Annotated in this window: 28 protein-coding genes, 1 pseudogene and 1 riboswitch; of the genes and pseudogenes, 7 read left to right on the top strand and 22 right to left on the bottom strand. The window is 70.6% G+C overall.

Annotated features, from left to right (window positions below; translation table 11 throughout):
- Nucleotides 1–26 precede the first annotated feature (26 nt).
- The 5 genes from JOM49_RS33670 to JOM49_RS33690 form a co-directional block, all read right to left on the bottom strand.
- Entirely contained in the window at nt 27–539 is a 513-nt protein-coding gene (locus JOM49_RS33670) for a DUF4262 domain-containing protein (protein ID WP_209668190.1), read from the bottom strand.
- 54 nt (nt 540–593) lie between these two features.
- Nucleotides 594–1,343, bottom strand: coding sequence for a YebC/PmpR family DNA-binding transcriptional regulator (locus JOM49_RS33675; RefSeq protein ID WP_209668191.1), 750 nt, complete (start codon nt 1,341–1,343; stop codon nt 594–596).
- A gap of 36 nt (nt 1,344–1,379) precedes the next feature.
- Nucleotides 1,380–2,003, bottom strand: a complete 624-nt coding sequence (pdxT, locus tag JOM49_RS33680; RefSeq protein ID WP_209668192.1) for a pyridoxal 5'-phosphate synthase glutaminase subunit PdxT — start codon at nt 2,001–2,003, stop codon at nt 1,380–1,382.
- A 76-nt stretch (nt 2,004–2,079) separates the two neighbouring features.
- Entirely contained in the window at nt 2,080–2,391 is a 312-nt protein-coding gene (locus JOM49_RS33685; protein ID WP_209671918.1) for an AzlD domain-containing protein, read from the bottom strand.
- Nucleotides 2,392–2,402: 11 nt separating this feature from the next.
- On the bottom strand, nt 2,403–3,107 hold the full coding sequence (locus tag JOM49_RS33690) for an AzlC family ABC transporter permease (RefSeq protein WP_209671920.1): 705 nt from the start codon (nt 3,105–3,107) through the stop codon (nt 2,403–2,405).
- A 71-nt stretch (nt 3,108–3,178) separates the two neighbouring features.
- Between JOM49_RS33690 and JOM49_RS33695 the strand changes: the two genes are divergently transcribed.
- Nucleotides 3,179–3,736: a helix-turn-helix domain-containing protein gene (locus JOM49_RS33695; RefSeq protein ID WP_209668193.1), complete on the top strand. Its 558-nt coding sequence runs from the start codon at nt 3,179–3,181 to the stop codon at nt 3,734–3,736.
- A gap of 3 nt (nt 3,737–3,739) precedes the next feature.
- Here the strand turns inward: JOM49_RS33695 and pdxS are convergent, their stop codons facing one another.
- Complete coding sequence (pdxS, locus tag JOM49_RS33700) at nt 3,740–4,654, bottom strand: pyridoxal 5'-phosphate synthase lyase subunit PdxS (RefSeq protein ID WP_209668194.1); 915 nt, start codon at nt 4,652–4,654, stop codon at nt 3,740–3,742.
- A gap of 251 nt (nt 4,655–4,905) precedes the next feature.
- Between pdxS and JOM49_RS33705 the strand changes: the two genes are divergently transcribed.
- Nucleotides 4,906–7,017 carry an elongation factor G-like protein EF-G2 gene (locus tag JOM49_RS33705; protein WP_209668195.1) on the top strand — a complete coding sequence of 704 codons (2,112 nt, stop codon included), beginning with the start codon at nt 4,906–4,908 and terminating at the stop codon, nt 7,015–7,017.
- Between the two features lie 81 nt (nt 7,018–7,098).
- Here the strand turns inward: JOM49_RS33705 and JOM49_RS33710 are convergent, their stop codons facing one another.
- The 5 genes from JOM49_RS33710 to JOM49_RS33730 are packed head-to-tail and all read right to left on the bottom strand — an operon-like array spanning nt 7,099 to nt 10,884.
- A complete protein-coding gene (locus tag JOM49_RS33710) occupies nt 7,099–7,602 on the bottom strand; it encodes an NUDIX hydrolase (protein WP_209668196.1) in 504 nt (167 codons plus the stop codon).
- The gene (locus tag JOM49_RS33715) at nt 7,599–8,741 is read right to left on the bottom strand and encodes a glycosyltransferase family 4 protein (RefSeq protein ID WP_209668197.1); all 1,143 of its coding nucleotides are present in this window, start codon (nt 8,739–8,741) and stop codon (nt 7,599–7,601) included. The genes JOM49_RS33710 and JOM49_RS33715 overlap by 4 nt, the downstream gene beginning before the upstream one ends.
- Nucleotides 8,738–9,655, bottom strand: a complete 918-nt coding sequence (locus JOM49_RS33720) for a phosphatidylinositol mannoside acyltransferase (protein WP_209668198.1) — start codon at nt 9,653–9,655, stop codon at nt 8,738–8,740. The genes JOM49_RS33715 and JOM49_RS33720 overlap by 4 nt, the downstream gene beginning before the upstream one ends.
- Nucleotides 9,652–10,260 (bottom strand): phosphatidylinositol phosphate synthase, encoded by a 609-nt coding sequence (gene pgsA, locus JOM49_RS33725; protein ID WP_209668199.1) that lies wholly within the window; start codon nt 10,258–10,260, stop codon nt 9,652–9,654. Before pgsA ends, JOM49_RS33720 begins: the two co-directional genes overlap by 4 nt.
- Nucleotides 10,261–10,308: 48 nt before the next feature.
- Nucleotides 10,309–10,884 (bottom strand): MarR family winged helix-turn-helix transcriptional regulator, encoded by a 576-nt coding sequence (locus JOM49_RS33730; RefSeq protein WP_209668200.1) that lies wholly within the window; start codon nt 10,882–10,884, stop codon nt 10,309–10,311.
- A gap of 99 nt (nt 10,885–10,983) precedes the next feature.
- Between JOM49_RS33730 and JOM49_RS33735 the strand changes: the two genes are divergently transcribed.
- Nucleotides 10,984–11,532 carry a YceI family protein gene (locus JOM49_RS33735; RefSeq protein ID WP_209668201.1) on the top strand — a complete coding sequence of 183 codons (549 nt, stop codon included), beginning with the start codon at nt 10,984–10,986 and terminating at the stop codon, nt 11,530–11,532.
- 66 nt (nt 11,533–11,598) lie between these two features.
- Here JOM49_RS33735 and JOM49_RS33740 read toward each other — a convergent pair whose 3' ends face one another.
- The 9 genes from JOM49_RS33740 to JOM49_RS33780 form a co-directional block, all read right to left on the bottom strand.
- Nucleotides 11,599–12,147, bottom strand: coding sequence for an HIT family protein (locus JOM49_RS33740; protein ID WP_209668202.1), 549 nt, complete (start codon nt 12,145–12,147; stop codon nt 11,599–11,601).
- Complete coding sequence (gene thrS / locus JOM49_RS33745) at nt 12,144–14,162, bottom strand: threonine--tRNA ligase (RefSeq protein WP_209671922.1); 2,019 nt, start codon at nt 14,160–14,162, stop codon at nt 12,144–12,146. The genes JOM49_RS33740 and thrS overlap by 4 nt, the downstream gene beginning before the upstream one ends.
- A 217-nt stretch (nt 14,163–14,379) precedes the next feature.
- On the bottom strand, nt 14,380–14,994 hold the full coding sequence (locus JOM49_RS33750; RefSeq protein ID WP_209668203.1) for a malonic semialdehyde reductase: 615 nt from the start codon (nt 14,992–14,994) through the stop codon (nt 14,380–14,382).
- 99 nt (nt 14,995–15,093) lie between these two features.
- Entirely contained in the window at nt 15,094–16,641 is a 1,548-nt protein-coding gene (locus JOM49_RS33755) for a sugar transferase (RefSeq protein WP_209668204.1), read from the bottom strand.
- A 505-nt stretch (nt 16,642–17,146) separates the two neighbouring features.
- Entirely contained in the window at nt 17,147–17,329 is a 183-nt protein-coding gene (locus JOM49_RS33760; protein ID WP_209668205.1) for a hypothetical protein, read from the bottom strand.
- A 78-nt stretch (nt 17,330–17,407) separates the two neighbouring features.
- A complete protein-coding gene (locus JOM49_RS33765; protein WP_209668206.1) occupies nt 17,408–17,752 on the bottom strand; it encodes a hypothetical protein in 345 nt (114 codons plus the stop codon).
- A gap of 119 nt (nt 17,753–17,871) precedes the next feature.
- A complete protein-coding gene (locus JOM49_RS33770; protein WP_209668207.1) occupies nt 17,872–18,195 on the bottom strand; it encodes a hypothetical protein in 324 nt (107 codons plus the stop codon).
- A gap of 283 nt (nt 18,196–18,478) precedes the next feature.
- The gene (locus JOM49_RS33775; protein ID WP_209668208.1) at nt 18,479–19,333 is read right to left on the bottom strand and encodes a hypothetical protein; all 855 of its coding nucleotides are present in this window, start codon (nt 19,331–19,333) and stop codon (nt 18,479–18,481) included.
- A 102-nt stretch (nt 19,334–19,435) separates the two neighbouring features.
- Nucleotides 19,436–19,801: a hypothetical protein gene (locus tag JOM49_RS33780; protein WP_209668209.1), complete on the bottom strand. Its 366-nt coding sequence runs from the start codon at nt 19,799–19,801 to the stop codon at nt 19,436–19,438.
- A 352-nt stretch (nt 19,802–20,153) separates the two neighbouring features.
- Between JOM49_RS33780 and JOM49_RS33785 the strand changes: the two genes are divergently transcribed.
- Both JOM49_RS33785 and JOM49_RS33790 read left to right on the top strand, forming a co-directional pair.
- Nucleotides 20,154–20,483 carry a WGxxGxxG family protein gene (locus JOM49_RS33785; protein WP_209668210.1) on the top strand — a complete coding sequence of 110 codons (330 nt, stop codon included), beginning with the start codon at nt 20,154–20,156 and terminating at the stop codon, nt 20,481–20,483.
- A gap of 430 nt (nt 20,484–20,913) precedes the next feature.
- Nucleotides 20,914–21,369 carry a hypothetical protein gene (locus JOM49_RS33790; RefSeq protein WP_209668211.1) on the top strand — a complete coding sequence of 152 codons (456 nt, stop codon included), beginning with the start codon at nt 20,914–20,916 and terminating at the stop codon, nt 21,367–21,369.
- Nucleotides 21,370–21,435: 66 nt separating this feature from the next.
- Here the strand turns inward: JOM49_RS33790 and JOM49_RS33795 are convergent, their stop codons facing one another.
- Nucleotides 21,436–22,386 carry a glycoside hydrolase family 43 protein gene (locus JOM49_RS33795; RefSeq protein WP_209668212.1) on the bottom strand — a complete coding sequence of 317 codons (951 nt, stop codon included), beginning with the start codon at nt 22,384–22,386 and terminating at the stop codon, nt 21,436–21,438.
- A gap of 803 nt (nt 22,387–23,189) precedes the next feature.
- On the opposite strand from JOM49_RS33795, the pseudogene JOM49_RS44220 reads away from it, so the two are divergent.
- Together JOM49_RS44220 and JOM49_RS33800 are read left to right on the top strand one after the other, a co-directional pair.
- A pseudogene (locus tag JOM49_RS44220) lies at nt 23,190–23,585 on the top strand (cytochrome P450); the annotation flags it as partial.
- Nucleotides 23,586–23,724: 139 nt separating this feature from the next.
- Complete coding sequence (locus JOM49_RS33800) at nt 23,725–23,934, top strand: hypervirulence associated TUDOR domain-containing protein (RefSeq protein ID WP_209671923.1); 210 nt, start codon at nt 23,725–23,727, stop codon at nt 23,932–23,934.
- Nucleotides 23,935–23,940: 6 nt separating this feature from the next.
- Here JOM49_RS33800 and JOM49_RS33805 read toward each other — a convergent pair whose 3' ends face one another.
- Nucleotides 23,941–24,255, bottom strand: a complete 315-nt coding sequence (locus JOM49_RS33805; RefSeq protein WP_209671925.1) for a DMT family transporter — start codon at nt 24,253–24,255, stop codon at nt 23,941–23,943.
- A gap of 19 nt (nt 24,256–24,274) precedes the next feature.
- A riboswitch (guanidine-III (ykkC-III) riboswitch) is annotated at nt 24,275–24,341 on the bottom strand.
- Nucleotides 24,342–24,384 lie beyond the last annotated feature (43 nt).

Genomic DNA, 24,384 nt, shown 5'->3' on the forward strand with positions numbered 1-24,384 from the left:
CCGCCGGACCGCCGGGGACGCGCCGGTCAGGGTCCGGTGACCCCGGGAGTCCAGCTCTCCGGGTCGCCGCTTTCGGTCAGCACGTGCTGCCAGGTCATGAACCCCTCCGGCGCGTCGGGGTCCCACGGCCACTTCCCGTCCGGGGTGGGCACGATGATCTGCACGGCCGGGAAATCGCCCTCGGGGTAGATCAGGAAGGCGCTGCCGAAGTATTCGGCGTAGTGCCCGAGCGCCACCTTTTCGAAGGTGACCGGGAGCCCCTCGAAGAAATCCTGGTACAGCTTGCCGAACTCGAACCGCTCCCCCGCAGCCGCGCGGTCGACGTAGGCGTCGAGCAGCACCGGGCCGACGTGGTCGGGCAGGCCGATCACCACCGCCTCGGGCACCTCGTGCATCGCCCAGGCGCAGGCGGTGAAGCAGTAACCGGCGCCCTCGTCGTCGGCGGGCACCTGGATCACCGCGTTGCCGCGGCGTTCGCCCTCGGCGACGATCCAGTCCTGCAGAGCCTGTTCTTCTGGAGCGAGGGCCTCGGTCTTCACGGCTCACATTCTGCCGCATGACCGAGGCCCCGCCCAAGAAGCACCGGCGAGAAACTAGCCGACTTCGGCGAGTACCTCGTCGGAAACGTCGAAGTTCGCCCACACGTTCTGCACGTCGTCGCAGTCCTCGAGGGCGTCGATCAACCGGAAGACCTTGCGCGCGCCGTCGGCTTCGAGCGGCACGTTGACCGAAGGCACGAAGCTCGCCTCCGCCGACTCGTAGTCGAACCCGGCTTCCTGCAAGGCTTTCCGCACCGAGACCAGGTCGGTGGCCTCGGAGACGATCTCGAAGCTGTCCCCGAGGTCGTTGACCTCTTCGGCGCCCGCGTCGAGCACGGCCATCAGCACGTCGTCCTCGCCCGCGTCGGCCTTCGGCAGCAGCACCACGCCCTTGCGGTTGAACAGGTACGCCACCGAACCCGGGTCGGCCAGCGAGCCGTTGTTCCGGGTCAGCGCCGTGCGCACCTCGCTGGCGGCGCGGTTCTTGTTGTCGGTGAGGCACTCGATGAGCACGGCCACGCCGTTCGGGCCGTAACCCTCGTACATGATCGTCTGCCAGTCGGCGCCGCCCGCTTCTTCACCGGCACCGCGCTTGCGCGCGCGCTCGATGTTGTCCTGCGGGACGGAGTTCTTCTTCGCCTTCTGGATCGCGTCGAACAGCGTCGGGTTGCCGTCCGGGTCGCCCCCGCCGGTCCGCGCGGCCACCTCGATGTTCTTGATCAGCCTCGCGAACAGCTTGCCACGCTTCGCGTCGAGGGCGGCCTTCTTGTGCTTGGTGGTGGCCCACTTGGAGTGGCCGCTCATCTTTCCTCCATCCGATCCGGCGGCGTGCCGCCGTTCTTATGCCTGCCCACGCACGATTCGCACGAACAGCCGGTGCACGCGCTCGTCACCCGTGAGTTCCGGGTGGAAGGCCGTGGCGAGCACCATCCCCTGCCTGACCGCGACGATCCTAGCGGCCGCGTCCTGGTGCCCGGGAGCTTCCGGCACCCGCGCCAGCACTTCGACCTCCTGGCCCGCCTTCTCCACCCAGGGGGCGCGGATGAACACCGCGTGCAGCGGCGGCCCGTCGACCCCGGTGAACTCGAGGTCCTCCTCGAAGGAATCGACCTGCCTGCCGAAGGCGTTCCGGCGCACCACGATGTCCAGCGCGTCGAGCTGGTGCTGGTCCGGGCGGCCGTCGAGGGCCTGGCGGGCCAGCAGGATCATCCCGGCGCAGGAGCCGAACGCGGGCAGGCCCGCGCGCAGCCGCTCGCGCAGCGGCTCGAGCAGCTCGAAGGTCTCCAGCAGCCGGGACATCGTGGTGGATTCGCCACCGGGCAGCACCAGACCGTCCACTTCGGACAGCTCGGCGGCGCGGCGCACCGGTACCGCGACAGCACCGGCCCGCTCGGTCATCGCCAGGTGCTCGGCCACGTCGCCCTGCAGGGCGAGCACGCCGAGGACCGGCCGCGCCTTCGACACGTGTAGTCCCTCCCGACTGGAATTCCGCTGGTCAAGCCTAGGGCCTCGGCCCGGCGGCGGCAGCCGGGGGTCGAGCTCAGGGCACGCCGAGCAGGCGCAGGCCCGCCGCCGTGGCGGCCGCGGCGAGCACCACGACCACGAACGGCGCCTTCCGCCACGCCAGCACGCCGCCCGCCAGCACCCCGGCGGGCCGGGCGATCCCGGCGAACTCGGTGCCCTCGATCAGCGCCGAGGTCGCCACGAGTGCGGCGAGCAGGACCACCGCGGCGGCGGCCATCAGCTTCTCGGCGCGTGCGTTCAGTTCCACCTTCGCGCGCAGGGCCGGCCCGGCGAACCGGAAGGCGAAGGTGCCCGCGCCGAGCACGACGGCGCAGACGATCAGCAGCATCGGCGAGATGATCACGCGTTCACCCCGGCTTCGGTCTTGTCCGGCTCGTTGCGCCCGACGAGCACGAGCGGGACGGCGAGCAGGGCCAGCAGCACCGGCAGCCCCGCGGGCAGGAACGGCGTGGCGGCCACCGCCAGCACCGCGCCGGCCAGCGCCGCGGCGCGCACGCCGCGGTCCTTGAGCGAGGGCAGCACCAGCGCGAGCAGCACCGCCGGGAACGCCGCGTCGAGGCCGAAGGCGCCGGTGTCGCTGACCGCGGTCCCGGCGAACGCCCCGGCCACCACGCTGGCGTTCCACACCACGAACAGGCTGATCCCGCAGGCCCAGTACGCCGCGCGGCGGCGGCGCCGGTCCTCCTGCGCCAGCGCGAACGCGACCGTCTCGTCGATCATCAGGTGGCTGCCGAGCAGGCGCCGCCCCCAGCCCTTGCCGAAGACGTCGCCCACGGCGAACCCGAACGGGATGTGCCGCGCGTTCACGAGCAGGCCGGCCACCACCGCCGCGATCGGGTTGCCGCCGGAGGCCACCAGGCCGATGAACAGGAACTGCGACGCCCCCGCGAACACGACCACCGAAAGGAGCATCGGCACCCAGACCTCGAAGCCGGAACTGACCGCGATGGCGCCGTAGGAGAGGCCGACGATGCCGTCGGCGAGGCAGACCAGCCCGATGTCCCGCATCAGGTCCCGGCCCAGGGTTCGCTGTATCGAACGTATCACCGCCTAAGATGAACAGATGGACCGGCTGTTCGTCAAGCCGAACGAAACGACTGACGGAGCGAACACACATGGCTACCGAAGGCGCCCCGCTCGACGTGATCGCGGCGTCGCTCCGGCGTGAACGCGAACGCGCCGGGATGACGCTGACCGAACTGGCCCGGCTGGCGGGCATCGCCAAGTCGACGCTGTCCCAGCTGGAGTCGGGCACCGGCAACCCGAGCGTCGAGACGCTGTGGGCGCTGGGCAAGGCGCTCGACGTGCCGTTCTCCCGGCTGGTCGAGCCGCCGGTGCCGCGCGTGCATGTGATCCGCTCCGGCGAGGGCATCACCGTGGCGTCCGAGGAAGCCGACTACCTGGCCACGCTGCTGGCGTCCTGCCCGCCGCACGCCCGTCGTGACATCTACCTGATCCGGGCGGAGCCGGGCAGCGTGCGCCGCTCGGACCCGCACCGGCCCGGGATCATCGAGCACGTGGTCGTCTGCCACGGCCGCGCACTGGTCGGCCTGGCGGACGAGCCGATCGAGGTGGGCCCGGGTGACTACGTCGCCTACCCCGGCGACGAGCCGCACGTGTTCGAGGCACTGGCCCCGGGCACCACCGTCGTCATGCTCTCGGAGCACGCCTAGCGCTTACCAGCCACGCTCAGCGAGCCGGTGGGGCTCCGGCACGTCGTCGACGTTGATGCCGACCATCGCTTCGCCGAGCCCGCGCGAGACCTTCGCCAGCATGTCGGGGTCGTCGTGGAAGGTGGTCGCCTTGACGATCGCCTCGGCCCGGCGGGCCGGGTTGCCCGACTTGAAGATGCCCGAGCCGACGAACACGCCCTCGGCGCCCAGCTGCATCATCATCGCGGCGTCGGCCGGGGTGGCGATGCCGCCCGCGGTGAACAGCACCACCGGCAGCTTGCCCTTCTGGGCGACCTCCTTGACCAGCTCGTAGGGCGCCTGCAGTTCCTTGGCGGCCACGAAGAGCTCGTCCTCGGGCAGCGACGACAGCCGCCGCAGTTCCGCGCGGATCTTGCGCATGTGCGTGGTCGCGTTGGACACGTCACCGGTGCCCGCCTCGCCCTTGGAGCGGATCATCGCCGCGCCCTCGTTGATCCGGCGCAGCGCCTCGCCCAGGTTCGTCGCCCCGCAGACGAACGGCACGGTGAACGCCCACTTGTCGATGTGGTTGGCGTAGTCGGCCGGGGTGAGCACCTCGGACTCGTCGACGTAGTCCACCCCGAGCGCCTGCAGCACCCGCGCCTCGACGAAGTGGCCGATGCGGGCCTTGGCCATCACCGGGATGGAGACCGCCTCGATGATGCCGTCGATCAGGTCGGGGTCGCTCATCCTGGCCACCCCGCCCTGCGCGCGGATGTCGGCCGGGACGCGCTCGAGCGCCATCACCGCGACCGCGCCGGCGTCCTCGGCGATCTTGGCCTGCTCGGCGGTGACCACATCCATGATCACGCCGCCCTTGAGCATCTCGGCCATGCCGCGCTTGACACGCGCGGTGCCGGTCTCGGGCGAGGGGGAACTGGTGGGCTGGACGTCAGACACGGCAGGGCCTTTCACGAGAACTTTCCGGGTATCCGAAGTCGAAGATACGACTGACGTGGCCCCTTCTCACAGGCCAGTGCGCGGCTATCTCGGCAGGCCACTTCGGGCGAATGGCCTGGTGGTCGCGCAGGCCACTCGGCCGGGGCCGCGCCACCCGGGTGCTTGTTGCGCCGGTGCCTTGTGGTCACTGTCCGTCCGGGTGTGTGATCGAGGCCACACACCCGAGCCGACGTCGACGCAGGGAGGCCGTCATGGCCGAAAAGCACTCGAAGAACGGGGAAACCGGGGCCGCGGTCGCTGTGGACGATCCGGCCAACGTGCGCAACGTGGTGCTCGTCGGGCCTTCCGGTTCGGGTAAGACCACTTTGACCGAGGCGCTGCTGGCCGCCTCGGGCACGGTCTCGCGGGCCGGTTCGGTGGTGGACGGGACCACGGTGTGCGACCACGACCCCGCCGCCGTGCGGCAGCAGCGCTCGGTCGGGCTCTCGGTGGCGCCGCTGCTGCACGACGGCATCAAGATCAACCTGATCGACACCCCGGGATACGCGGATTTCGTCGGTGAACTGCGCGCCGGGCTCCGTGCCGCGGACGCCGCGCTCTTCGTGGTCTGCGCGGCCGAGGGCGTGGACGCCGCGACCACCGCGGTGTGGGAGGAGTGCGCCGCGGTCGGCATGCCGCGCGCGGTGGTGATCGCCCGGCTCGACCACCAGCGCGCCGACGCCGACGCCGAGATCGCCGCCTGCCAGGCCGCCTTCGGCAGCGGGGTGCTGCCGCTCTACCTGCCCGCAGGCGAGGGCCTGATCGGCCTGATCACCCAGCGGTACTTCGACTACTCCGGCGGGTTCCCGGCCAAGATCGGCGAACCGGGCCCGGCCGACCTCGACCGCCTCACCGACGCCCGCAACGAGCTGATCGAGGGCATCATCGCCGAGAGCGAGGACGAGGGCCTGATGGACCGGTACCTCGGCGGCGAGGAGATCCCCGAGGCCACGCTGATCGCCGACCTCGAGGCCGCGGTCGCCAAGGGCACCTTCCACCCCGTCGTCCCGGTGTGCGCGCAGAGCGGGCTGGGCCTCGGCGAACTGCTCGACGGCATGGCGCGGGCGTTCCCGTCGCCGCTGGAGCACCCGCTGCCCGAGGTCACCTCCCCCGACGGCATCCCGCACCCCCGGCTCAGCGCCGACCCGGCGGGTCCCCTCGCCGCCGAGGTCGTGCGCACCGCGGTGGACTCCTACGTCGGCCGGGTGTCGCTGGTCCGAGTCTTCTCCGGCACGCTGCGCCCCGAACGGCCGGTGCACGTTTCCGGCCACGGGCTCGCCGAACGCGGGCACGAGGACCACGACGCCGACGAGCGGGTCGCGCACCTGTACTCGCCGCTGGGCGCGAACCTGCGCGAGGTGCCGTACTGCGTGGCGGGCGACCTGTGCGCGCTGACCAAGGTGGGCTCGGCGGAAACCGGCGACACGGTGTCCTCACCGGACCAGCCGCTGCTGATGAAACCATGGCCGATGCCCGAACCACTGCTCCCGGTCGCCGTGGTGGCGAAGAAACGCAGCGACGAGGACACCTTGGCGCGCAACCTGTCCCGCCTGGTCGCCGGTGATCCGACGCTCCGGCTGGACCGCAACGCCGAGACCGCGCAACTGGTCCTGTGGTGCATGGGCGAGGCGCACGCCGACGTGGTGCTCTCGCGCCTGCGATCCGGTGGCGCCGAGATCGAGACCGAGCCGGTGCGGGTCAGCCTGCGCGAGACGTTCGCCGGTAAGGCGACCGGGCACGGCAGGCACGTCAAGCAGTCCGGCGGGCACGGGCAGTACGCCGTGTGCGACCTCGAGGTCGAACCGCTGCCGCGGGGCGGCGGGTTCCAGTTCGTCGACCGGGTGGTCGGCGGCGCGGTGCCGCACCAGTTCATCCCGAGCGTGGAGAAGGGCGTGCGCGCGCAACTGACGCGCGGACTCGCCGAGGGGCACCCGGTGGTGGACATCAAGGTCACCCTGGTCGACGGCAAGGCGCACAGCGTGGACTCCTCCGACGCCGCCTTCCAGACCGCCGGGGCGCTGGCGCTCAAGGACGCCGCCTCGAAGGCCCGTGTCGCACTGCTCGAACCGGTCGACGAGGTCGCGGTGCACCTGCCGGACGACCACCTGGGCACCGTGCTCGGCGACCTGTCCTCCCGGCGCGGCCGGGTGCTGGGCACCGAGACGGCCGAAGGCGGGCGCACGATCATCCGCGCCGAGGTCCCCGCCACCGAACTGCTGCGCTACGCCATCGACCTGCGGGCACTGACCTCGGGCACCGCCACCTTCACCCGGCGGCACTCCCGCTTCGACCCCATGCCGGAAGGCGCGATGAAGTCCGGCTGACCCGCCCGCGCCGCCCCCGTCCGAATGCTATGAGTGGGGCATTACTTGCGTTCAATGCAAGTAATGCCCCACTCATAGCATTCAGACGGGGAGGTCGGGTTCGGCGATTTCGAAGTACTCCGGTTGCGGCGCGGTTCCGGCGAGCTTGAAGTAGCGGACCTTGCGTCGTCGCCGGAGGGCGAGGGTGTCGCGGACGGCGTCGTTGTGGACCCGGCGGGCGATGACCACGCGGTGACCGGCGTCGTCGAGTTCGTCGGCCAGGCCGGTCGGCAGGACCGAACGGTCCACTTCGGACAGGAGGCGGGTGAGTTCGTTCTCCTCGGCCTCGCGCTCGGCGCGCGAGGCTCCTTCGGCGCGCGCGGCGGCCTCGCGCAGGCGCGCGGCTCGCGTGTCCGACTGGTCCCCGGCCGCGGCGACCGCGCGCGCCACCACCGCCCGTCGTGCCAGTGCCGCGTCGAGGGCGGCCCAGCAGGCGTCGGTGCGCACGTGCAGCCGGTCGAGCCGGTTGGCCGTGGCGACCAGGAACAACCCGAACAGCACGATGGCCACCGCCGCTGCGGCGAGCAGCACGATCAGGGTGGTCACGAGACCGGCTCCACGTCCGGCCGGACGCGCCGCGGGTCGGCCGCGATCGCCGCTTCGTAGACCCGCAGCACCTGGGTGGTGACCACGGACCAGTCGTAGATGGTCACCCGCTCCCCCGCCGCCGCGGCCAGCGAGGCCCGCCGGGCCGGGTCACCGAGCAGTTCACGCAGCGCGACCGTCCACGCCGCCGGATCACCGGTGGTGGCGAGCAGGCCCGCGCGGCCGTCGTCGAGCACGCGGCGGAACGAGTCGAGATCGCTGGCGAGCACGCAGGTGCCCGCCGCCATCGCCTCGGTGAGGATCATGCCGAAGCTTTCACCGCCGGTGTTGGGCGCGCAGTAGACGTCCACGCTGCGCAGGGCCCGCGCCTTGGTCCGGTCGTCGACCTGGCCGAGCAGTTCCAGGTGCGGCGCCAGGTCCGGACCGGCTTCGCGCACCAGGGCCTTCTCGTCACCGCGGCCGATCACCAGCACGCGCAGTTCGGGGAACTCCGGCAGCAGCGGACGCAACGCTTCGAGCAACACGCCCATGCCCTTGCGCGGCTCGCTGAACCGCCCGACGAAGCCGACCGTGCCGCCGCTGCGCGGATAACCGTCGAGCGGGCTCGCGCCGGCGAAGAACGCGGCGTCCACCCCGTTCGGGATCTCCACCGCGTCACCGCCGGAATGCTCGACCTGCACCCGCCGCGCCAGCGCCGAGACGGCGATGCGCGCGGTGATCTTCTCCAGCAACGGTCGCAACACCGGCTGGAACGCCGAAAGCGTGCGCGAGCGCGGCGTGGCCGTGTGGAAGGTGGCCACGATCGGGCCGTCGGCGATCTTCAGCGCCAGCAGCGACAGGCTCGGCACCGCGGGCTCGTGCAGGTGCAGCACGTCGAAGTCGTTGTCCCGCAACCACCGCCGGACGCGTGCGTAGGACACCGGGCCGAACTGCAGGCGCGCCACCGAGCCGTTGTACGGGATGCCGAGCGCGCGGCCCGCCGGGTGCACGAAGGCTGGCAGGTCGGCGTCCTCGTCGGCGGGCGCGAGCACGGACACCTCGTGGCCGCGTTCGAGCAGCGCCTCGGCGAGGTCGACCACGTGCCCCTGGACCCCGCCTGGCACGTCGAACGAGTACGGGCAGACGACGCCGACCCTCATGCCTGGCCCGCCTCGGCTTCTTCCGGCCGGCCGCCGGGGTAGTCGGCGGTCCAGAAGGGCTGCAGCATGTGCCAGTCGGTCGGGTGCGCGGCGATGTCCCCGGCGAAGATGTCGGCCAGCGCCTGGGTGGCGGCGGGCACCTCGGCCCGCGCGTTCACCCGGATCCGCGGGTGCATCCGGATCTGCCAGCCGCCCTCGGTGAACCAGCAGCCGACCGGGATCAGCGCGGCGCCGGTGGTCGCGGCGAGCCGCGCGGGGCCGGGCGGCATCCGGGTGTGCTCGCCGAAGAAGGTCACGTCGATCCCGGACCGGGTCAGGTCGCGGTCGCCGATCAGGCAGATGGCCTTGTTCTCGCGCAACCGCTTCAGCAGCACGCGGAACGCGGCGCTGTCGCCGGTCAGCGGGACCACCTCGAAGCCGAGCGACTCCCGGAAGGCGACGAACCGGCGGAACAGCGACTCCGGCCGGAGCCGCTCGACCACCGTGGTGAACCCGCCGAGGTAGCCGGTGAGCCAGACCCCGGCGGCGTCCCAGTTGCCGGTGTGCGGCAGGGCGAACACCACGCCGTTGCCCTCGGCGAGCGCGGCGTCCAGGTTCTCCACGCCGGTGATGGCCGAGGCGACCTTTTCGCGGACCTCCTCGGGGTCCATCGACGGCAGCCGGAAGCTCTCGCGCCAGTACCGCGCGTAGGACCGCATCGCGCGCTTGGTCAGTTCGTCCAGCTCGGCCTGGTCGGCCCGGGGCACCACCCTGGCCAGGTTCCGGCGCAGCTGCTGCACGCTCGGCCCGCCGCGCCAGGTGGCCAGGTCGGCGCCGAGGGAGAAGACCGCGTCGGCGGCCGGTTCGGACAACATGCGCGAGACGCGCCAGCCCGCCGCGTAGGCGAGGTCCGTCATCCGGCCGGCGAGGCTCATCCGGCCTCCCGCGCCGATTTGGCCACCGCGGCCAGCCGCTGCAACAGGGTGATCACCGAAAGCACGGCGAGCAGCCACAGCGACACCTCGACCGCGTGCGGCACGCCCAGCCCCATCAGCCCGGTGCCGACCAACGAGATGATCAGCCGTTCGGCGCGCTCGACCAGCCCGCCGTCCGCGGCCAGCCCGGAGGCGTCGGCCCGCGCCTTCACATACGAGATGACCTGGGCCAGCACCAGGCAGATCAACGCGGCCGCGGCGGCGCGGTGGTTGTCCCCGATGGTGAAGCACCACCAGGCGATCGCGGCGAACAGCGCGCCGTCGACCAGCCGGTCGCAGGTGGCGTCCAGCACCGCGCCGAACGGGGTGCCGTGGCCGCGGGCCCTGGCCATCGCGCCGTCGAGCAGGTCCAGCATGGCGAAGCCCCACACGGTGAACGTGCCGGTGAGCAGCCAGCCGTTCGGGAAGAAGACCAGCGCGCTGATCATCGCGCCGAGGGTGCCCGCCACGGTCATCACGTTCGGGGTCAGCCCGGCACGGACCAGCACCGCGCCGATGGGATCGGTGACGCGGGAGACCGAGGCACGCGCGAAGATGTTGAGCATGAGTGTGGTGGCCGGACCTAGCTGGAGGAGGGTGGGGTCCCCCGCAGCCTATCCAGAGACTCCCCGGGTCCCGGCCTTCGGCTCGCCGGAAAGCACCGGAGGCTCCTCGGCGCACGGTTCGCCGGCGCAGGGTTCCTCCACCAGTTCCCTGGCTTTGGCCTCCGCGCAGGTGCCCGCGAGCCCGGCGACGATCGCGTCGCTGATCTCACCCAGCGCCCGCACCTGATCGCCGGTGAGCGGGTCGAACAGGCTCTCCCGCACCGTTTCCACGTGCCCGGGCGCGGCCGCTTCCAGCGCCGCGAACCCTTCGGGCGTCAGCGACGCCCACGCCCCGCGCTTGTCCGTGGCGCACGAGTAGCGCCGGACCCAGCCGTTGGCCTCCAGGCGGGAGACCGCGTGGGAGAGCCGGCTGCGCGAGGATCGGGAAACGTCGGCAAGATCACTCATCCGCAGTGTGCGCTCGGGCGCCTCGGACAGCGCGACGAGCACTTCGTAGTAGGTGTGCGGCATGCCGCTCTGCTGCTGGAGCTGCCCTTCGACGTGCGCGCGCAGCATCGAGACGGCGGCCGAGAACGAGCGCCAGACCCGCTGCTCCTCATCGGTGAGCCACCTCGGTTCGGTCATACCGCCCATGATACCTGGTTGAACGCTCAACCATAATTCGCTACGGTGTGGTTGAGGGTTCAACTACAGCTCCCTCGCAGAACCTAGGAGGACGTTTCCATGAGCGCACCCACCACCGAGATCCCTGGTTACGTGACCGGGACCTGGAACATCGACCCCGCCCACTCCGAGGTCACCTACAGCGTCAAGCACCTCGGGCTGGCGAAGTCGCGTGGCAGCTTCCAGCAGTTCGGTGGCCAGATCGTGACCGGGGAGAGCATTCTCGACTCCTCGGTGACCGCCGAGATCGAGGTCGCCTCCGTCAGCACCGGCGTCGGCGCGCGCGACGAGCACCTCAAGACCGAGGAGTACTTCGACGCGGCGAACCACCCGAAGATCGTCTTCCGCTCCACCGGCATCCGCGCCGACGACGACGAGTTCCTCATCGACGGTGAGCTGACCTGGCGTGGCGTCACCGTGCCGGTGACGCTGGAGGCGGAGTTCAACGGCATCGGCCCGAACCCGGCGAACAACAACGCCACCACCATCGGCGTGTCCGCCGAGGCCACCCTGGCCCGCCGCGACTTCGGCATCGGCCCGGAGGGCAACGCCTTCCTCGGCGAGAAGGTGAAGATCACCCTCGAGATCGAGGCCGCGCTGCAGGACTGAGCGGTGCCCGTCACCGCGTCGTGAGGGCGGCCGCCCAGGGGGACGGCCGCCCTCACGCGCTGCGGGTCACGCGCTTTCCCAGGCCTGGGCGAGCAGTTCGCGCGTCTGGTTGAGCAACTGCGGCAGCACCTTCGTGTGGCCCACCACCGGCATGAAGTTGGCGTCGCCGCCCCAGCGCGGCACCAGGTGCTGGTGCAGGTGGGCAGCGATCCCCGCGCCGGCGATGACGCCCTGGTTCATGCCGATGTTGAACCCGTGCGCGTCCGAGACCTTCCGAACCACGCCCATGGCGTGCTGGGTGAACTTCGCCAGCTCGACCGTCTCTTCGGCGGTGAGGTCGGTGTAGTCGGCCACGTGCCGGTAGGGCACCACCATCAGGTGCCCCGGGTTGTACGGGTACAGGTTCAGCACCGCGTACACCGACTCGCCGCGCGCCAGGATCAGCGCGTCGGCGTCGTCCAGGTCGACCAGGCGGCAGAACGGGCAGCCGGTCGGCTGATCGCCCTCCGGCTTGTTCTCCCCCTGGATGTAGGCCAGCCGGTGCGGGGTCCACAGCCGCTGCAGCGCGTCGGGGACGCCGACGCCGTCCTGCGCCTCGAATTCCGGGTCGCTCACGCGAGGACCGCTCCGAAGCTCTCCGCCGACGGCGAGGTGTTCTCGCGCCGGCCGATCCACGCGCTGATCGCCTCGACCGCGGCGTCCACCGGCACCCCGTTCAGCTGGCCGCCGTCGCGGAACCGGAACGACACCGCGCCCGACTCCACGTCCTTGCCGCCCGCGAGCAGCATGAACGGCACCTTCTGCATGGTGTGCGTGCGGATCTTCTTCTGCATCCGGTCGTCACCGAGGTCCAGTTCGACCCGGACGCCCTTGGTGCGCAACGCCTTCTCCACCCCGCGCAGGTGCTCGGTGTGCTCGTCGGCGATCGGGATGCCGACCACCTGCACCGGCGACAGCCACGCCGGGAACGCCCCGGCGTAGTGCTCGGTGAGCACGCCGAAGAACCGCTCGATGGAGCCGAACAACGCCCGGTGGATCATCACCGGCCGCTTCCGCTCGCCACCCGCCGCGGTGTACTCCAGCTCGAACAGCTCGGGCAGGTTGAAGTCCAGCTGGATGGTCGACATCTGCCAGGTGCGGCCGAGCGCGTCCTTCGCCTGCACCGAGATCTTGGGCCCGTAGAAGGCCGCGCCACCCGGGTCCGGCACCAGGTCCAGGCCGGAGTCGGCGGCCGCCGCGCGCAGCGTTTCGGTGGCCTCGGCCCACATCTCGTCGGTGCCGACGTACTTCTCGTCGTTCCGCGTGGACAGCTCGAGGTAGAAGTCGTCGAGCCCGTAGTCGCGCAGCAGGCCGAGCACGAAGCCGAGCAGCGAGCGCAGCTCACCGGGCACCTGCTCCGGGGTGCAGAAGATGTGCGCGTCGTCCTGCGTCATGCCGCGCACGCGGGTGAGGCCGTGCACCACGCCCGACTTCTCGTACCGGTACACCGAGCCGAACTCGAACATCCGCAGCGGCAGTTCGCGGTAGGACCGCCCGCGCGAGCGGAAGATCAGGTCGTGGAACGGGCAGTTCATCGGCTTGAGGTAGTAGTCCTGGCCGGGACGGCGGACCGTGCCGTCCTCGTTGTACTCCGCGTCCAGGTGCATCGGCGGGTACATGCCGTCCTTGTACCAGCCGAGGTGCCCGGAGATCTCGAACAGCGCGGCCTTGGTGATGTGCGGCGAGTTGACGAAGTCGTAGCCCGCTTCGACGTGGCGCTGCCGCGAGTAGTTCTCCAGCTCCTGCCGGATGATCCCGCCCTTGGGGTGGAACACCGCCAGCCCCGAGCCGATCTCGTCGGGGAAGGAGAACAGGTCCAGCTCGGCGCCGAGCTTGCGGTGGTCGCGCCGCTCGGCCTCGGCCAGCATCTCCAGGTGGTGCTCCTGGGCCTCCGCCGACTCCCACGCGGTGCCGTAGATCCGCTGCAGCTGCGGGTTCTTCTCGTTGCCGCGCCAGTAGGCCGCCGCGACGCGGGTCAGCTTGAAGGCCGGGATGTGCTTGGTGGTCGGCAAGTGCGGACCGCGGCACAGGTCCCCCCACACCCGCTCCTTGGTGCGCGGGTCGAGGTTGTCGTACACGGTCAGCTCGCCGCCGCCGACCTCCATCACCTCTGAAGTGTCCACATCGGACTTGATGTCCACCAGCTCGAGCTTGAACGGCTCGTCCGCCAGCTCGGCCTTGGCCGCCTCGACCGATTCCAGCACCCGGCGCGAGAACTGCTGCGAGCCCTTGATGATCTGCTTCATGCGCTTTTCCAGCGCCTGCAGGTCTTCCGGGGTGAACGGGGTGTCCACGGCGAAGTCGTAGTAGAAGCCGTCCTTGACCGGCGGGCCGATGCCCAGCTTGGCCTCGGGGAACTGCTGCTGCACCGCCTGGGCGAGCACGTGGGCGCAGGAGTGGCGGATGACCGCGCGGCCGTCCTCGGTGTTCGCCGCCACCGGCTCGACCTCGGTGTCGGATTCGGGCACCCAGGCCAGATCCCGGAGCTTGCCCTCGGTGTCCCGGACCACCACGATCGCGTCGGGGCCCTTGCCAGGCAGCCCGGCTTCCCGGACCGCGGCGCTCGCCGTGGTGCCCGCGGTGACCACCACGCGCTGGGACGGTGGGGCCGCGGGTGGCGAGAACTCTGACACGGTGTGCTCCTCAACTGGGGTGTTCCGATGACCCCAGTGATGCTAGCCGCCGTGACCCGGGCAGTTCATCCCGAGTCGAACGCCCACGGCGCTGTTCCGCGGGAAGAAGCGCGCAAACGGGCCGTGGGCGTGGTTCACGAACGCGACAACGGTGCCGTTGCCGCGTTCGGCGGGGTCAGAGCGTGTCGACCGCCTGGTCGTAGTCGAGCCGCGGCAGCCGGTCGTACCAGGCGTTGTCGCCGGGCTTGCCGATGTTCACCACGACCAGCGAGCGCCACGGGCGGTCGTGGAAGAACTCCTTGTCCACCCCGTGCGCGTCGAAGCCGGTGAGCGGGCCGGCGGCCAGCCCGGCGGCACGCACGCCGATGATGAAGTACCCCACCTGCAGCAGCGCGTTGGCCTTGGCCGTCTCGACGCGGACGTCCTCGTCGGCGAAGTAGTCCTTGGCGGTGGGGTGGTGCGGGAACAACCGCGGCAGGTTCTCGTGGAACTCGGTGTCGGCGGCCAGGATCACCGTCAGCGGCGCACCGGCGGTCTTGGCTCGGTTGCCCTCGGCCAGCAGCGGCACCAGGCGCTCGCGGGCCTCGTCGCTGCGCAGCACCATCGCCCGCAGCGGCTGGGTGTTCATCGAGGTCGGCGCCCACTTGACCAGGTCGTAGACGGCCTTGAGCTGCTCGTCGCCGACCGGCTCGGCGCTGAAGGTGTTGGCCGTGCGAGCCTCGCGGAACAGCAGGTCCTGCCCGTCGCCGTCGAGCGCCAGTGCGCCGGTCCGGGTGTCGGTGGAGGTCATGGCGGAGGTCCTTCCTGGTGAATTCCTGACTACCTCCGCCAACGTAGTTGAGCGCTTGACTATTTCGAATTCAACTAGATACAGGTCACAGGGGCGGCCTCAGTAAGCCCCGTCACCACCCAGCACCGCCCGCACGGTCTTCCACAGGATCACCAGGTCCAGCGCCAGCGACCAGTCCTCCACGTACCGCAGGTCGAGGCGGATGCTCTCCGCCCACGTCAGGTCGCTGCGGCCGCTGACCTGCCACAGCCCGGTCAATCCCGGCTTGACCAGCAGGCGGCGGCGGGCGTCGGCGGCGTAGGCCTTGGTCTCCTCCGGCAGCGGCGGGCGCGGGCCGACCAGCGACATCCGGCCGGTCAGCACGTTGAACAACTGGGGCAGCTCGTCGAGGGAGTAGCGGCGCAGCAGCCCGCCCACCCGGGTGACCCGCGGGTCGCGGCGCATCTTGAACAGCGGGCCGGCGCCTTCGTTGGCGTCGAGCAGCTGGCGGCGCACGGCGTCCGCGTCGACCACCATGGTGCGGAACTTGAGCATGGTGAAGGGCTGGCCGTTGCGGCCGACGCGGCGCTGGCGGTAGATCACCGGGCCGCGGTCGCCCGCCTTGATCGCCACCGCGATGGCCAGCAGCAGCGGGGAGAACAGTGCCAGCAGCAGGCCCGAACCGACCCGGTCGACGACTTCCTTGACCAGGCGGCGGCCGCCGGTGAAGGTCGGCGCGGTCACGCGCAGCAGGGGCATGCCGAGCACCCCGGAGACGTTCAGCCGCGGTCCGGCGACCTCCATCAGCACCGGCGCGACCACCATTTCGGCCGCGGTGCCTTCGAGATCCCAGGCGACCTGCTGCAGTTTGCGCGGGCTCCAGTACTGGTCGGCGGTGACCGCGACCACGCGGTACCCGCCGCGGCGGACGTGGTCGGCGAGTTCGTCGAGCCTGCCGACCACCGGCACCCCGTCCAGCTCACCGCTGCCGGGATCGCCTTCGCCGGTGAAGGTGCACACCGCTTCGACGCGCCAGCCCACGTGGGATTCGGCGCGGGTGCGCGCGATCAGGTCGCGCACGGTTTCCGGGCTGCCCGCCGCGAGCACCGGCAGCAGGCAGCCGCCGCGGCGGCGGGTGCGGTGCAGCCAGCGGCGGAGCACATAACGTTGCGGGAACGAGACCAGCGCGACGGCGGGGAGGACGGCGAACACCCAGGGCTGCACGGCGAGCGCGCCGAAGAGCAGCCCGCCGAGTGCGACCATCACCGCCGCGGCGAACAGGCCCCGCCCGAGTCTTCGGAACTCCTCGGCGCCCTCTCCGAGCACTCTGGGGTTCCACGCGCGGCTGGCGGGCAGCGCGCACACGACCGCGATCACGGTGCCCAGCGCGAGCCACTGCGTCATCGGCCAGGCGGCCCCGAAACCGTGCAGCACAAAGGCTCCGGCGGTGACCACGGCGGCGGTGGCGAGCAGGTCACCGAGCACGACCAGGCCGCGGTAGCCCGATTCCCAGTCGGATGAGCGCGGCGGGCGCGGGGACGCGACGGAAAGCCGCGGGTCCGCCGTGTTCGCCGGGCGCGGCGGCGGTGGTTGCCGGTGGATCGCCGGAAGGCCGATGTGGGGCCGCGCATCATTGACCGGCAATGACCGCCGCACCGACTCTTCCATCGGACCTCCCACGCTCAGCAGGTGCCCCTCAGAATTATGACTGAGAGTTACTACAGGCGGTATACGCTCAGTAGGAACACGAGCGATACACGCGGTGGTATCGGCAGGGTTGAATTCAGCGTTACACGGTCACAGACCGGCATTCGACTCACCGAGACGAATGACAGATCATCCCGAAAATAACGAACTGGTGACGAAGGGTGATCATTGGTCTTCGGGAAACCCCTACGCAAAGTAGTCGGAAAATCCTGTGCTCACCCGGGCGGCCGGTGCCGTTGGGCCGCCCGTGGACACGCTCCACTGTGGACCAGCCGGATGGGGCCCCGTGGTATCGGCCGAACAGGTCCACGGTGATGGGCACGTGGCGGTCCGGGCGATTTTCGACGAGGTGGCCGGACAACGGGGAATTGTTTGTCCGAAACCGAAACCGAAACCGAGGCCGAAGCGGCTGCGGCAGGCGGCGCGGGTCAGAAGGACCACGCGGTAACTCGAGATCGGCGGGGGTTCAGCCGCATTGGGCGAACAGCTCCCGCAACCTCGCGAGCACCGGTTCCGCGCACTCGGGCAGCGGCTCGCGCGTGCCGGAGGCGCCGGTGGCCACGACGATCGAGACGACGTCGTGCATTTTCACATCGGTGGCCTGGGAGACGGCTTGAGCGTGGCGAAGGCCAGCTGCCACCGTGTCCATCGCCGGTCCCCATGATGGGGCGAACCCGTGGGCGAAGGCCCGGGACGGGGCAGGTCCCGGGCCTTCGCGTCACCGGCGTCAGTTGTCCTGAACGTTCCCGCCGTCCTCGATGCCGCCCGAGGCGCAGTTGTACGGGTCCTCGCCGGAGGCCTCGTTGGCACCCGGGGACAGGATCGGCACGCCGACGCCGTTGAGCACGTCGTGCACCGGGACCTGCACGCCCAGCACGTTGACGTTGTTGTCGCACACGCCCAGCGTGGCGCTGACGTTGTGCAGCGCGTCGATGTTGTTCAGGTTGGCCAGGCCGACCTGGTCGTCGTCCTCCACGCGCAGCGTGTGACCGCCGTCAGCGGAAGCCACACCGCCCAGCATGACCAGCCCGGCCGCGGCGGTACCCGCGATGACACCGATCCTCTTCAACACGAAAAAACTCCTCGATCTACTTCAGGGGATTTCACATGGGCCGGTGGCGCCGCACCCGCCGGAGGGCACGGCACCACCGTCATCACGGTGCCCGCGCCGGAGCGCCGCACCGCGAAGTTTCAGTCGTCCTGGACGGACCCGCCGCTGAGGATGCCGCCCGAGGCGCAGTTGTAGGGGTCCTCGCCGGAGGCCTCGTTGGCACCCGGGGACAGGATCGGCACGCCGACGCCGTTGAGCACGTCGTGCACCGGGACCTGCACGCCCAGCACGTTGATGTTGTTGTCGCACACGCCCACGGCGGCGTTCACGTTGTGCAGCGCGTCGAGGTTGTTCAGGTTGAGCAGGCCGACCTGGTCGTCGTGGTCGTCGGCCGACGCGGCGCCGCCCATCGCGAGCAGACCGGCCGCGGTCAGGACGGTGGCGACGCCGATTTTCTTCAGCACAGGGAACTCCTCGAGGTAAGAGAGGGGGGATTCGTCCGGCGCAGGGAGAATTCGATCTCCGCGCCGTGCAAGGGAGAACCTACTGATCGGGTCCATCCGGTTCCACTCGCTTACAACCATCGTGTGGGGTCGCGATCCCCTGACCACCGCAGCCGTCCCCCGTTCGGGTGGCCGACCATGATCGACAACGCGAAAATCCTTGACGCGCAAGCGAAAAGTTTCTCCGCGCAGCAAAAGGCTCCGCGTCGGCGCGAGCCGACGCGGAGCCTTGGTGCGCGGTTCGTCAGTCGTCGACCGAGTGACCGGCCGCGCTGCTCACCTCGTACACGGCAGCCCCACCGGGACCGGCCGCCGAGGACCACTCACTGTAGACCGAACCGTAGCGGCCGCCGGCGCTGAACACGCCACTGCTGGCGGCACCGTCCGGGCCGGCCGCCGAGCTCCACTCGTGGTGCAGAGTGCCGTAGTCGTTGGCGGCGCTGTACGCGCCACCGGTCGCCGCACCGTCCGGGCCGGCCGAGGTGCCCTCCTCGTAGGAGCTGGCTTCCGGTCCGTCCATCTCGTCGGACTCCGAAGTCACCTCTTCGGACTCCTCTTCGGACACTGAAGACTCCTCCGACTCTTCAGCCTCCTCCTCATCGGACTCCTTGGCGCCGGACGGCACCTCGACGATGGCCTTGCCGGCCTCGTCGCCCGAGTCCTGGATGTGGACGATCGACGACTCGATGTCGTACTCGTCGCCGTCCTCGGTCTCGTAGTGATACCAGTCCTCGTCGTGGTCCCAGTCGTCGTGGTACCAGTCCTCCTCGTCCCAGTCCTCTTCGTCCCAGTCATCGTGGTTCCAGGAGCCGTGGTCGTTGTCGGAACCCTCCGCCGACGACGCGGTTTCCTGCACCCACGCGCCGCCGATGCCGGCGAACGAGCCGGACTCGACGTACCACGCGTCACCGTCTTCGTCGACGGCCGAGGCCAGTTCGAAGGTGCCGGCACCGCCGAGCCCGGCGTACGAGCCGGATTCGGCGAAGAAAGCGCCACCGGTGTTGTGCGGGATGACATCAGCGGTCGACGGACCCGCCGACAGCAGGATCATGGGCACCACAAGTGCCCCCGCGCCCAGGGCGCGTCGGATGACAGACATCGGGTGTTCGATCCTTTCGATGGACGATGCGGCGGCGATTGCCGCCGACCGGTGAATACCCGTCCATTCCCGTCGAAATCCCGCGCCACCCGAAAGTGCGTTTCAGCGCCGCGCGCCGGGTCCGGCGAATTCGGGCCACGCTTCGGCCTCCACACACAGCGCGGTGGCCACATCTATCTCGCCGGTGCGCACCTTTTCCGCCAGCGAACCGATTTCCGGCCGGAGGAACAGCCACCCCCGAACGTGTTTGTCCTCGTACCTCGGCGGCTCCCCGGAGCCGGCGCCGAGGATGCGGAAGTGCTCCCCGGCGGCCCAGGTCTGGGCGATCCACTGCCTGCCCCACCGGAGCACGATCCGGCCCAGTTCGTTCTGCCGGTCGGCCGGGTGGATGAGCCGGTCACCGGTAATCGGCAGCAACCGCGCGGTGAACACCGCGCCGGGCGCCGAAACCGAAAGGTGGTCGAACATTTTTCGTATTCCTTCGGGGTTTCGAAGCCGGCCGAGCAGGCGCCGGCTACCGCGCGCGGCACACTCTTCCGGTGGCTCTCGGCTGAACCAGCGGGGAATCATACGGACGGGGCACGGAGACCGACAAGGTTCCTTACCCACCCGGCCGGGAAAGCACCCACTCGTTTCGTTTCGCTCACCCGGAAGGCTGGCCGCGGGTCGCAGGCTGTGCCGACGGCGGCGTCCGGCGTCGTTCCATCGAATGACGCCGGACGGGCAGATCCGCTCCCCCGATCCGCTGACCCGGGCTTGACCCGCCGCCGTCCGGGTACCGCTGGGGCCGGTAGACCACCAGCGACGAAGGAGGAACGGGATGCGCAGGACGATCTGCGGGGTGCTGGCCGGGCTGGCCGTGGCACTGGGCACCGGCCCGGTGGCCGCGGCGGCGGAGCCCGCGCCGGCGGCGGTCCAGCAGGCACCCGACCCGGACATCGACGACCGGGACGGCGACGGCACCGACGACGGCAACGGCAGGTGGGGCCTGCTCGGCCTGGTCGGCCTGCTGGGCCTGGCGGGGTTGTTCCGCCGGGGCCCGAAGCCGGGGGCGATGGCCGGGTACCCGGCGGCGAACGCGGACGCGCCGCCGGCGAACACCTATCCCCCGGCGGCACCTCGGAAAGCCCCGCCGGGCGGGGTTCGCTGAGCGAATCGGGACGACAAAAGCCCTCGGCGCCGATCACCGGATCGGTTCGCCGGGGGCTTTTTCGCGGGCTTGTACCGGAGCCCGGGATAGGCGTATCCGCCCGTCACGCCAAAGGCTGAAGAAATGAAGATCATTGGGGGACACCACCCACCCGATACCGTGATCATCCCGGGCGGGTGGTAACGAATACTCAAAGTGAAAAATTGTCACATAGGCGCCTTCGCGCGCTCACGCGAAATAGCTGGTTTGGCCTGGGGCCGCCGCGGGCCCGTTGACGGAGCGAACGGGTGCCCGGTCACGTGGAGGTCCACGGTGGACTTTCGAGGTGACAGTCCTCTGTGGACCTGGCGACGATGTGGCGGTCAAGACCACGTACTTCTCGACAGGAGCCGGGCATGAAGAACAACCTCTCTCTCGCGCCATCGCGGCGGTGGCTTCGGTGATCGCGCTCGTGCTGGTGGGCACCGGCAGCGCGGCCGCGGTCGCCGGACCGCCCGGTGGTGGCACGGGCGCCACCAGCACCACCAGCGCGGCGGCGAAGGTGCAGAATCTGCGGGACCTGCTCCAGCAGCTGGCCGACGCCGGGGACGTCGAAGGCACCGAGGTCGCGCTGACCGAACTGGACCCGCTGCTCGACGAGATCATCGCGGGCGAGCGGTACGCGGTGGCCGAGGCCGCGCAGGAATCCGCCGCCACCGCGAAGTACGAGTCGGCGGAGGCCGCGGCCGGGCTCGACGAGATCGCCGAGCAGACCACCCAGGCGCGGCAGCTGCCGCCGGCGTCGGCGTTGCTGAACGCCCTGCTGCAGCGCGTCCTGCTGAGCCTGTCCGAGCTGGTGGACGACCTGCTCGGCGGGCTGCCGCCGCTGCCGGCGGCCGCCAGCTGAACCTCCCGCGAAATGCCGAAGAGCCCGGTGCGGTCCGCCGCACCGGGCTCTTCGCCGCGTAACCGCTCAGCCGACCCCGGGCAGGTCGTCCCGGTAGGTCAGCGGCAGGGAGAACAGACCGCGTGCCTTGTGCTCGGCGGTGAGCCAGCTGTGGAAGAAGATGCGGTCCTCCAGCACATCCGCGCCGCCGGGACCGTCCACCTGCCCGCCGAGGCTCGCGGTGGACAGCAGCGGGGCGGGTGCCTTCACGAAGGGCCCGGTCAACGTCGGCGCCGTCGCGTACGAGGTGTGGTAGGTCGAACTCTCGTAGGTGTCCGCGGCGTAGAACAGCAGGTACTTCGACGGCCGCCGCACCACCACCGGGGCCTCGACCACGCCTTTCTCCTCCTGCAGGTCCGCCCGCAGCAGTTCTCGCCGGGAGCCGTTCGTGGTGAGGCCGTCGGCGGTCAGTTCCTGCAACCAGATCGCCGACGGCGGGCCCGCGGCGCCACCGTTGCTCTTGTACAGCAGGTACCGGCGGCCGTCGTCGACGAAGGTCTGGGGGTCGATGTCCCCGGAATCCTCGGGCACGCAGATCAGCGGCTGCTCCGCCACCGGTTCGAACGGCCCGCCCGGCGCGTCCCCCAACGCCGTCCCGATGCACATCGGACCACCGTTCTTCGACGCCCCGGTGTAGTACAGCAGGAACCGCCCGTCGTCTCGGCGCACCACGTCCGGTGCCCAGAAGCCGCCGTCCTCCGCGGCCCAGGCCGGGACGCGGGCGAGCGCGTCCCCGCGCAGTGTCCAGGGCCCGTCCGCGTTCGCCGCGCTCGCGTAGGGCACCTTGCCGGTGGCATTGCTCGTCGAATAGGCGAAGTAGCCCGCGTCGGTGCGCAGCACGTCCGGGTCCGCGAAATCGGCGTCGATCAGCTTCGCCGGGGTGGCCTCGGCGGCGGTCGCGGGGACGTGACCGCCCAGCAGCACCAGCACCGCCGCCACCGTTGTCGCCAGCGGAACGGCACCTCGCGTGAACTTCATCGACTCTCCCCGGGTGAGCGGTCACCGACATCGATCCCGGACATCGTCACCCCCATCCGGCCACCCCGCCGGGCGGCCCAGCCGATCGCGTGATTCCCGGCCGCCGATCCTCTACGCTGAGGGGTTTCCCGGCGCTGGGAGGAATCGTGGCGAAGTCGGCCGAAGAGGTACTGGCGGAACTCGATCTCTACGCCGAAGACCAGCGGGAGCAGTTGCTGGCCGCCGCGGCGCTGGCCCGGACCCGCTGCCCGGTCCTGCATTCCGTGGCCGACGGCGGCTACCACGTGCTCACCCGCTACGAAGACGTGCGAGCCGTGTGCGCCGATCCCGGGGCGTTCAGTTCCCGGACGCCGAGCCTCCGCGGGGTGCCGGTGCGGGTGATCCCGGTCGACACCGATCCGCCGGACCACCGGAAGTACCGCCAGCTCCTCGATCCCTACTTCTCCCACGCCTTCCTCCAGCGCTACACCGGGCAGCTGCGTGAGCTCGCCGACGCCACGGTCGACGCCTTCGCCGAGCGCGGTGCCTTCGACGCGGTGGGCGACTTCGCCATCCCGTTCAGCGCGGGCTCACTCGCCAGGGTCGTGTTCGCCACGGACAACGAGGAACTGGTCGCCCGCGGTGTCGCGGCGGCGAAGGACGCGGCGGTCACCAGCAGCCCCGAAGCGTTCCAGTCGCTGGCGGGCCTGGCGGTCGAAGCGCTCGCCCAAGCGGGAAAGGGTGGCGAGGACTCCGTGCTGCGCGCGCTGGCCACCGCGACCATCGACGGCCGCCCGCTCACCCTCGAGGAACGGCTCGGCGTGGTGACCACGCTCTTCCTCGGCGGGCTGGACACCACCCGCGGCGTCATCGCGAACATCGCCTACCACCTGGCCACCCGTGACGACATCGAGCCGATCCTGCGGCAGCCCGGCGGGTGGCAGCGTGAACTCGAGGAGTTCCTGCGCCTGGAGACCACCGTCGCGTTCATGGCGCGCACCGCCACGCGGGACACCGAGATCGGCGGGGTGCCGATCCCGGCAGGCGACCGGATCGCGGTGTTCTTCGCCGCGGCCAACCGCGATCCGGACCGCTTCGACCGGCCCGACGAGCTGGTCTTCGACCGCCGCGCCATCCCGCACCTGTCGTTCGGCTTCGGCATCCACCACTGCCTCGGGCTGCACTTCGCCCGCCTCCAGCTGGCGATCGCCTTCGAGGCGCTACTGGCCCGCGCGACCGGCTTCCACCTCGCGTCCGGCGCGGAGATTCCCCGCCAGGTGGGCTTTCGCTCAACAGTCCCCACCGGCTGGACCTCCGGTTCGGACGGTTCACCGGGGTACGACCGGGTAACCGGCGGGTATGACGAAGAAGTTCAGCAAGGGCGACCGCGTGAAGTGGGACGCCGGCAACCAGAGTTCGGTCGGCACCATCGAGGACGTCATCACCAGCGACACCCACGCGGGCGGCCGCGAGGTCAAGGCGTCCAAGGAAAGCCCGCAGTACCTGGTGCGCAGCGAGAAGTCCGGCAAGACGGCGGTCCACCACCCGGACAAGATCCACCCGGCGTGACCGGCCTCAGTGGACGAGCTTGAGCCCGACCACCCCGCCGACGATCATCGCCAGGAACAGCACCTTCAACGCGGACACCGGTTCCTGCCCGGTGAGCATGGCGTAGACCACGGTGAGCACCGCGCCGATGCCCACCCACACCGCGTACGAGGTGCCCACGGGCAGCTCGCGCATCGCGTAGGCCAAGCCCACCATGCTCGCGGCCAGCACGGCGAAGAACACCACCGCGGGCCAGAACCGGGTCAGTCCTTCGGATTTGCCGAGCGCGGTGGCCCACACGGCCTCCAGCACGCCCGAGAGCACCAGCACGATCCACGAAATCGGCAACACCACGGCCTCCAGCGGGCCGTCTTGTCGCACACCGGGTACGGCACCCCTCGTCCGGAAGCCCCATTTCCGGGCTCCTCGCCAAGATCTCACACACCCCCCGCGACGGCAACCGGCGGTACC

Source organism: Amycolatopsis magusensis, assembly GCF_017875555.1.
Lineage (GTDB): Bacteria > Actinomycetota > Actinomycetes > Mycobacteriales > Pseudonocardiaceae > Amycolatopsis > Amycolatopsis magusensis.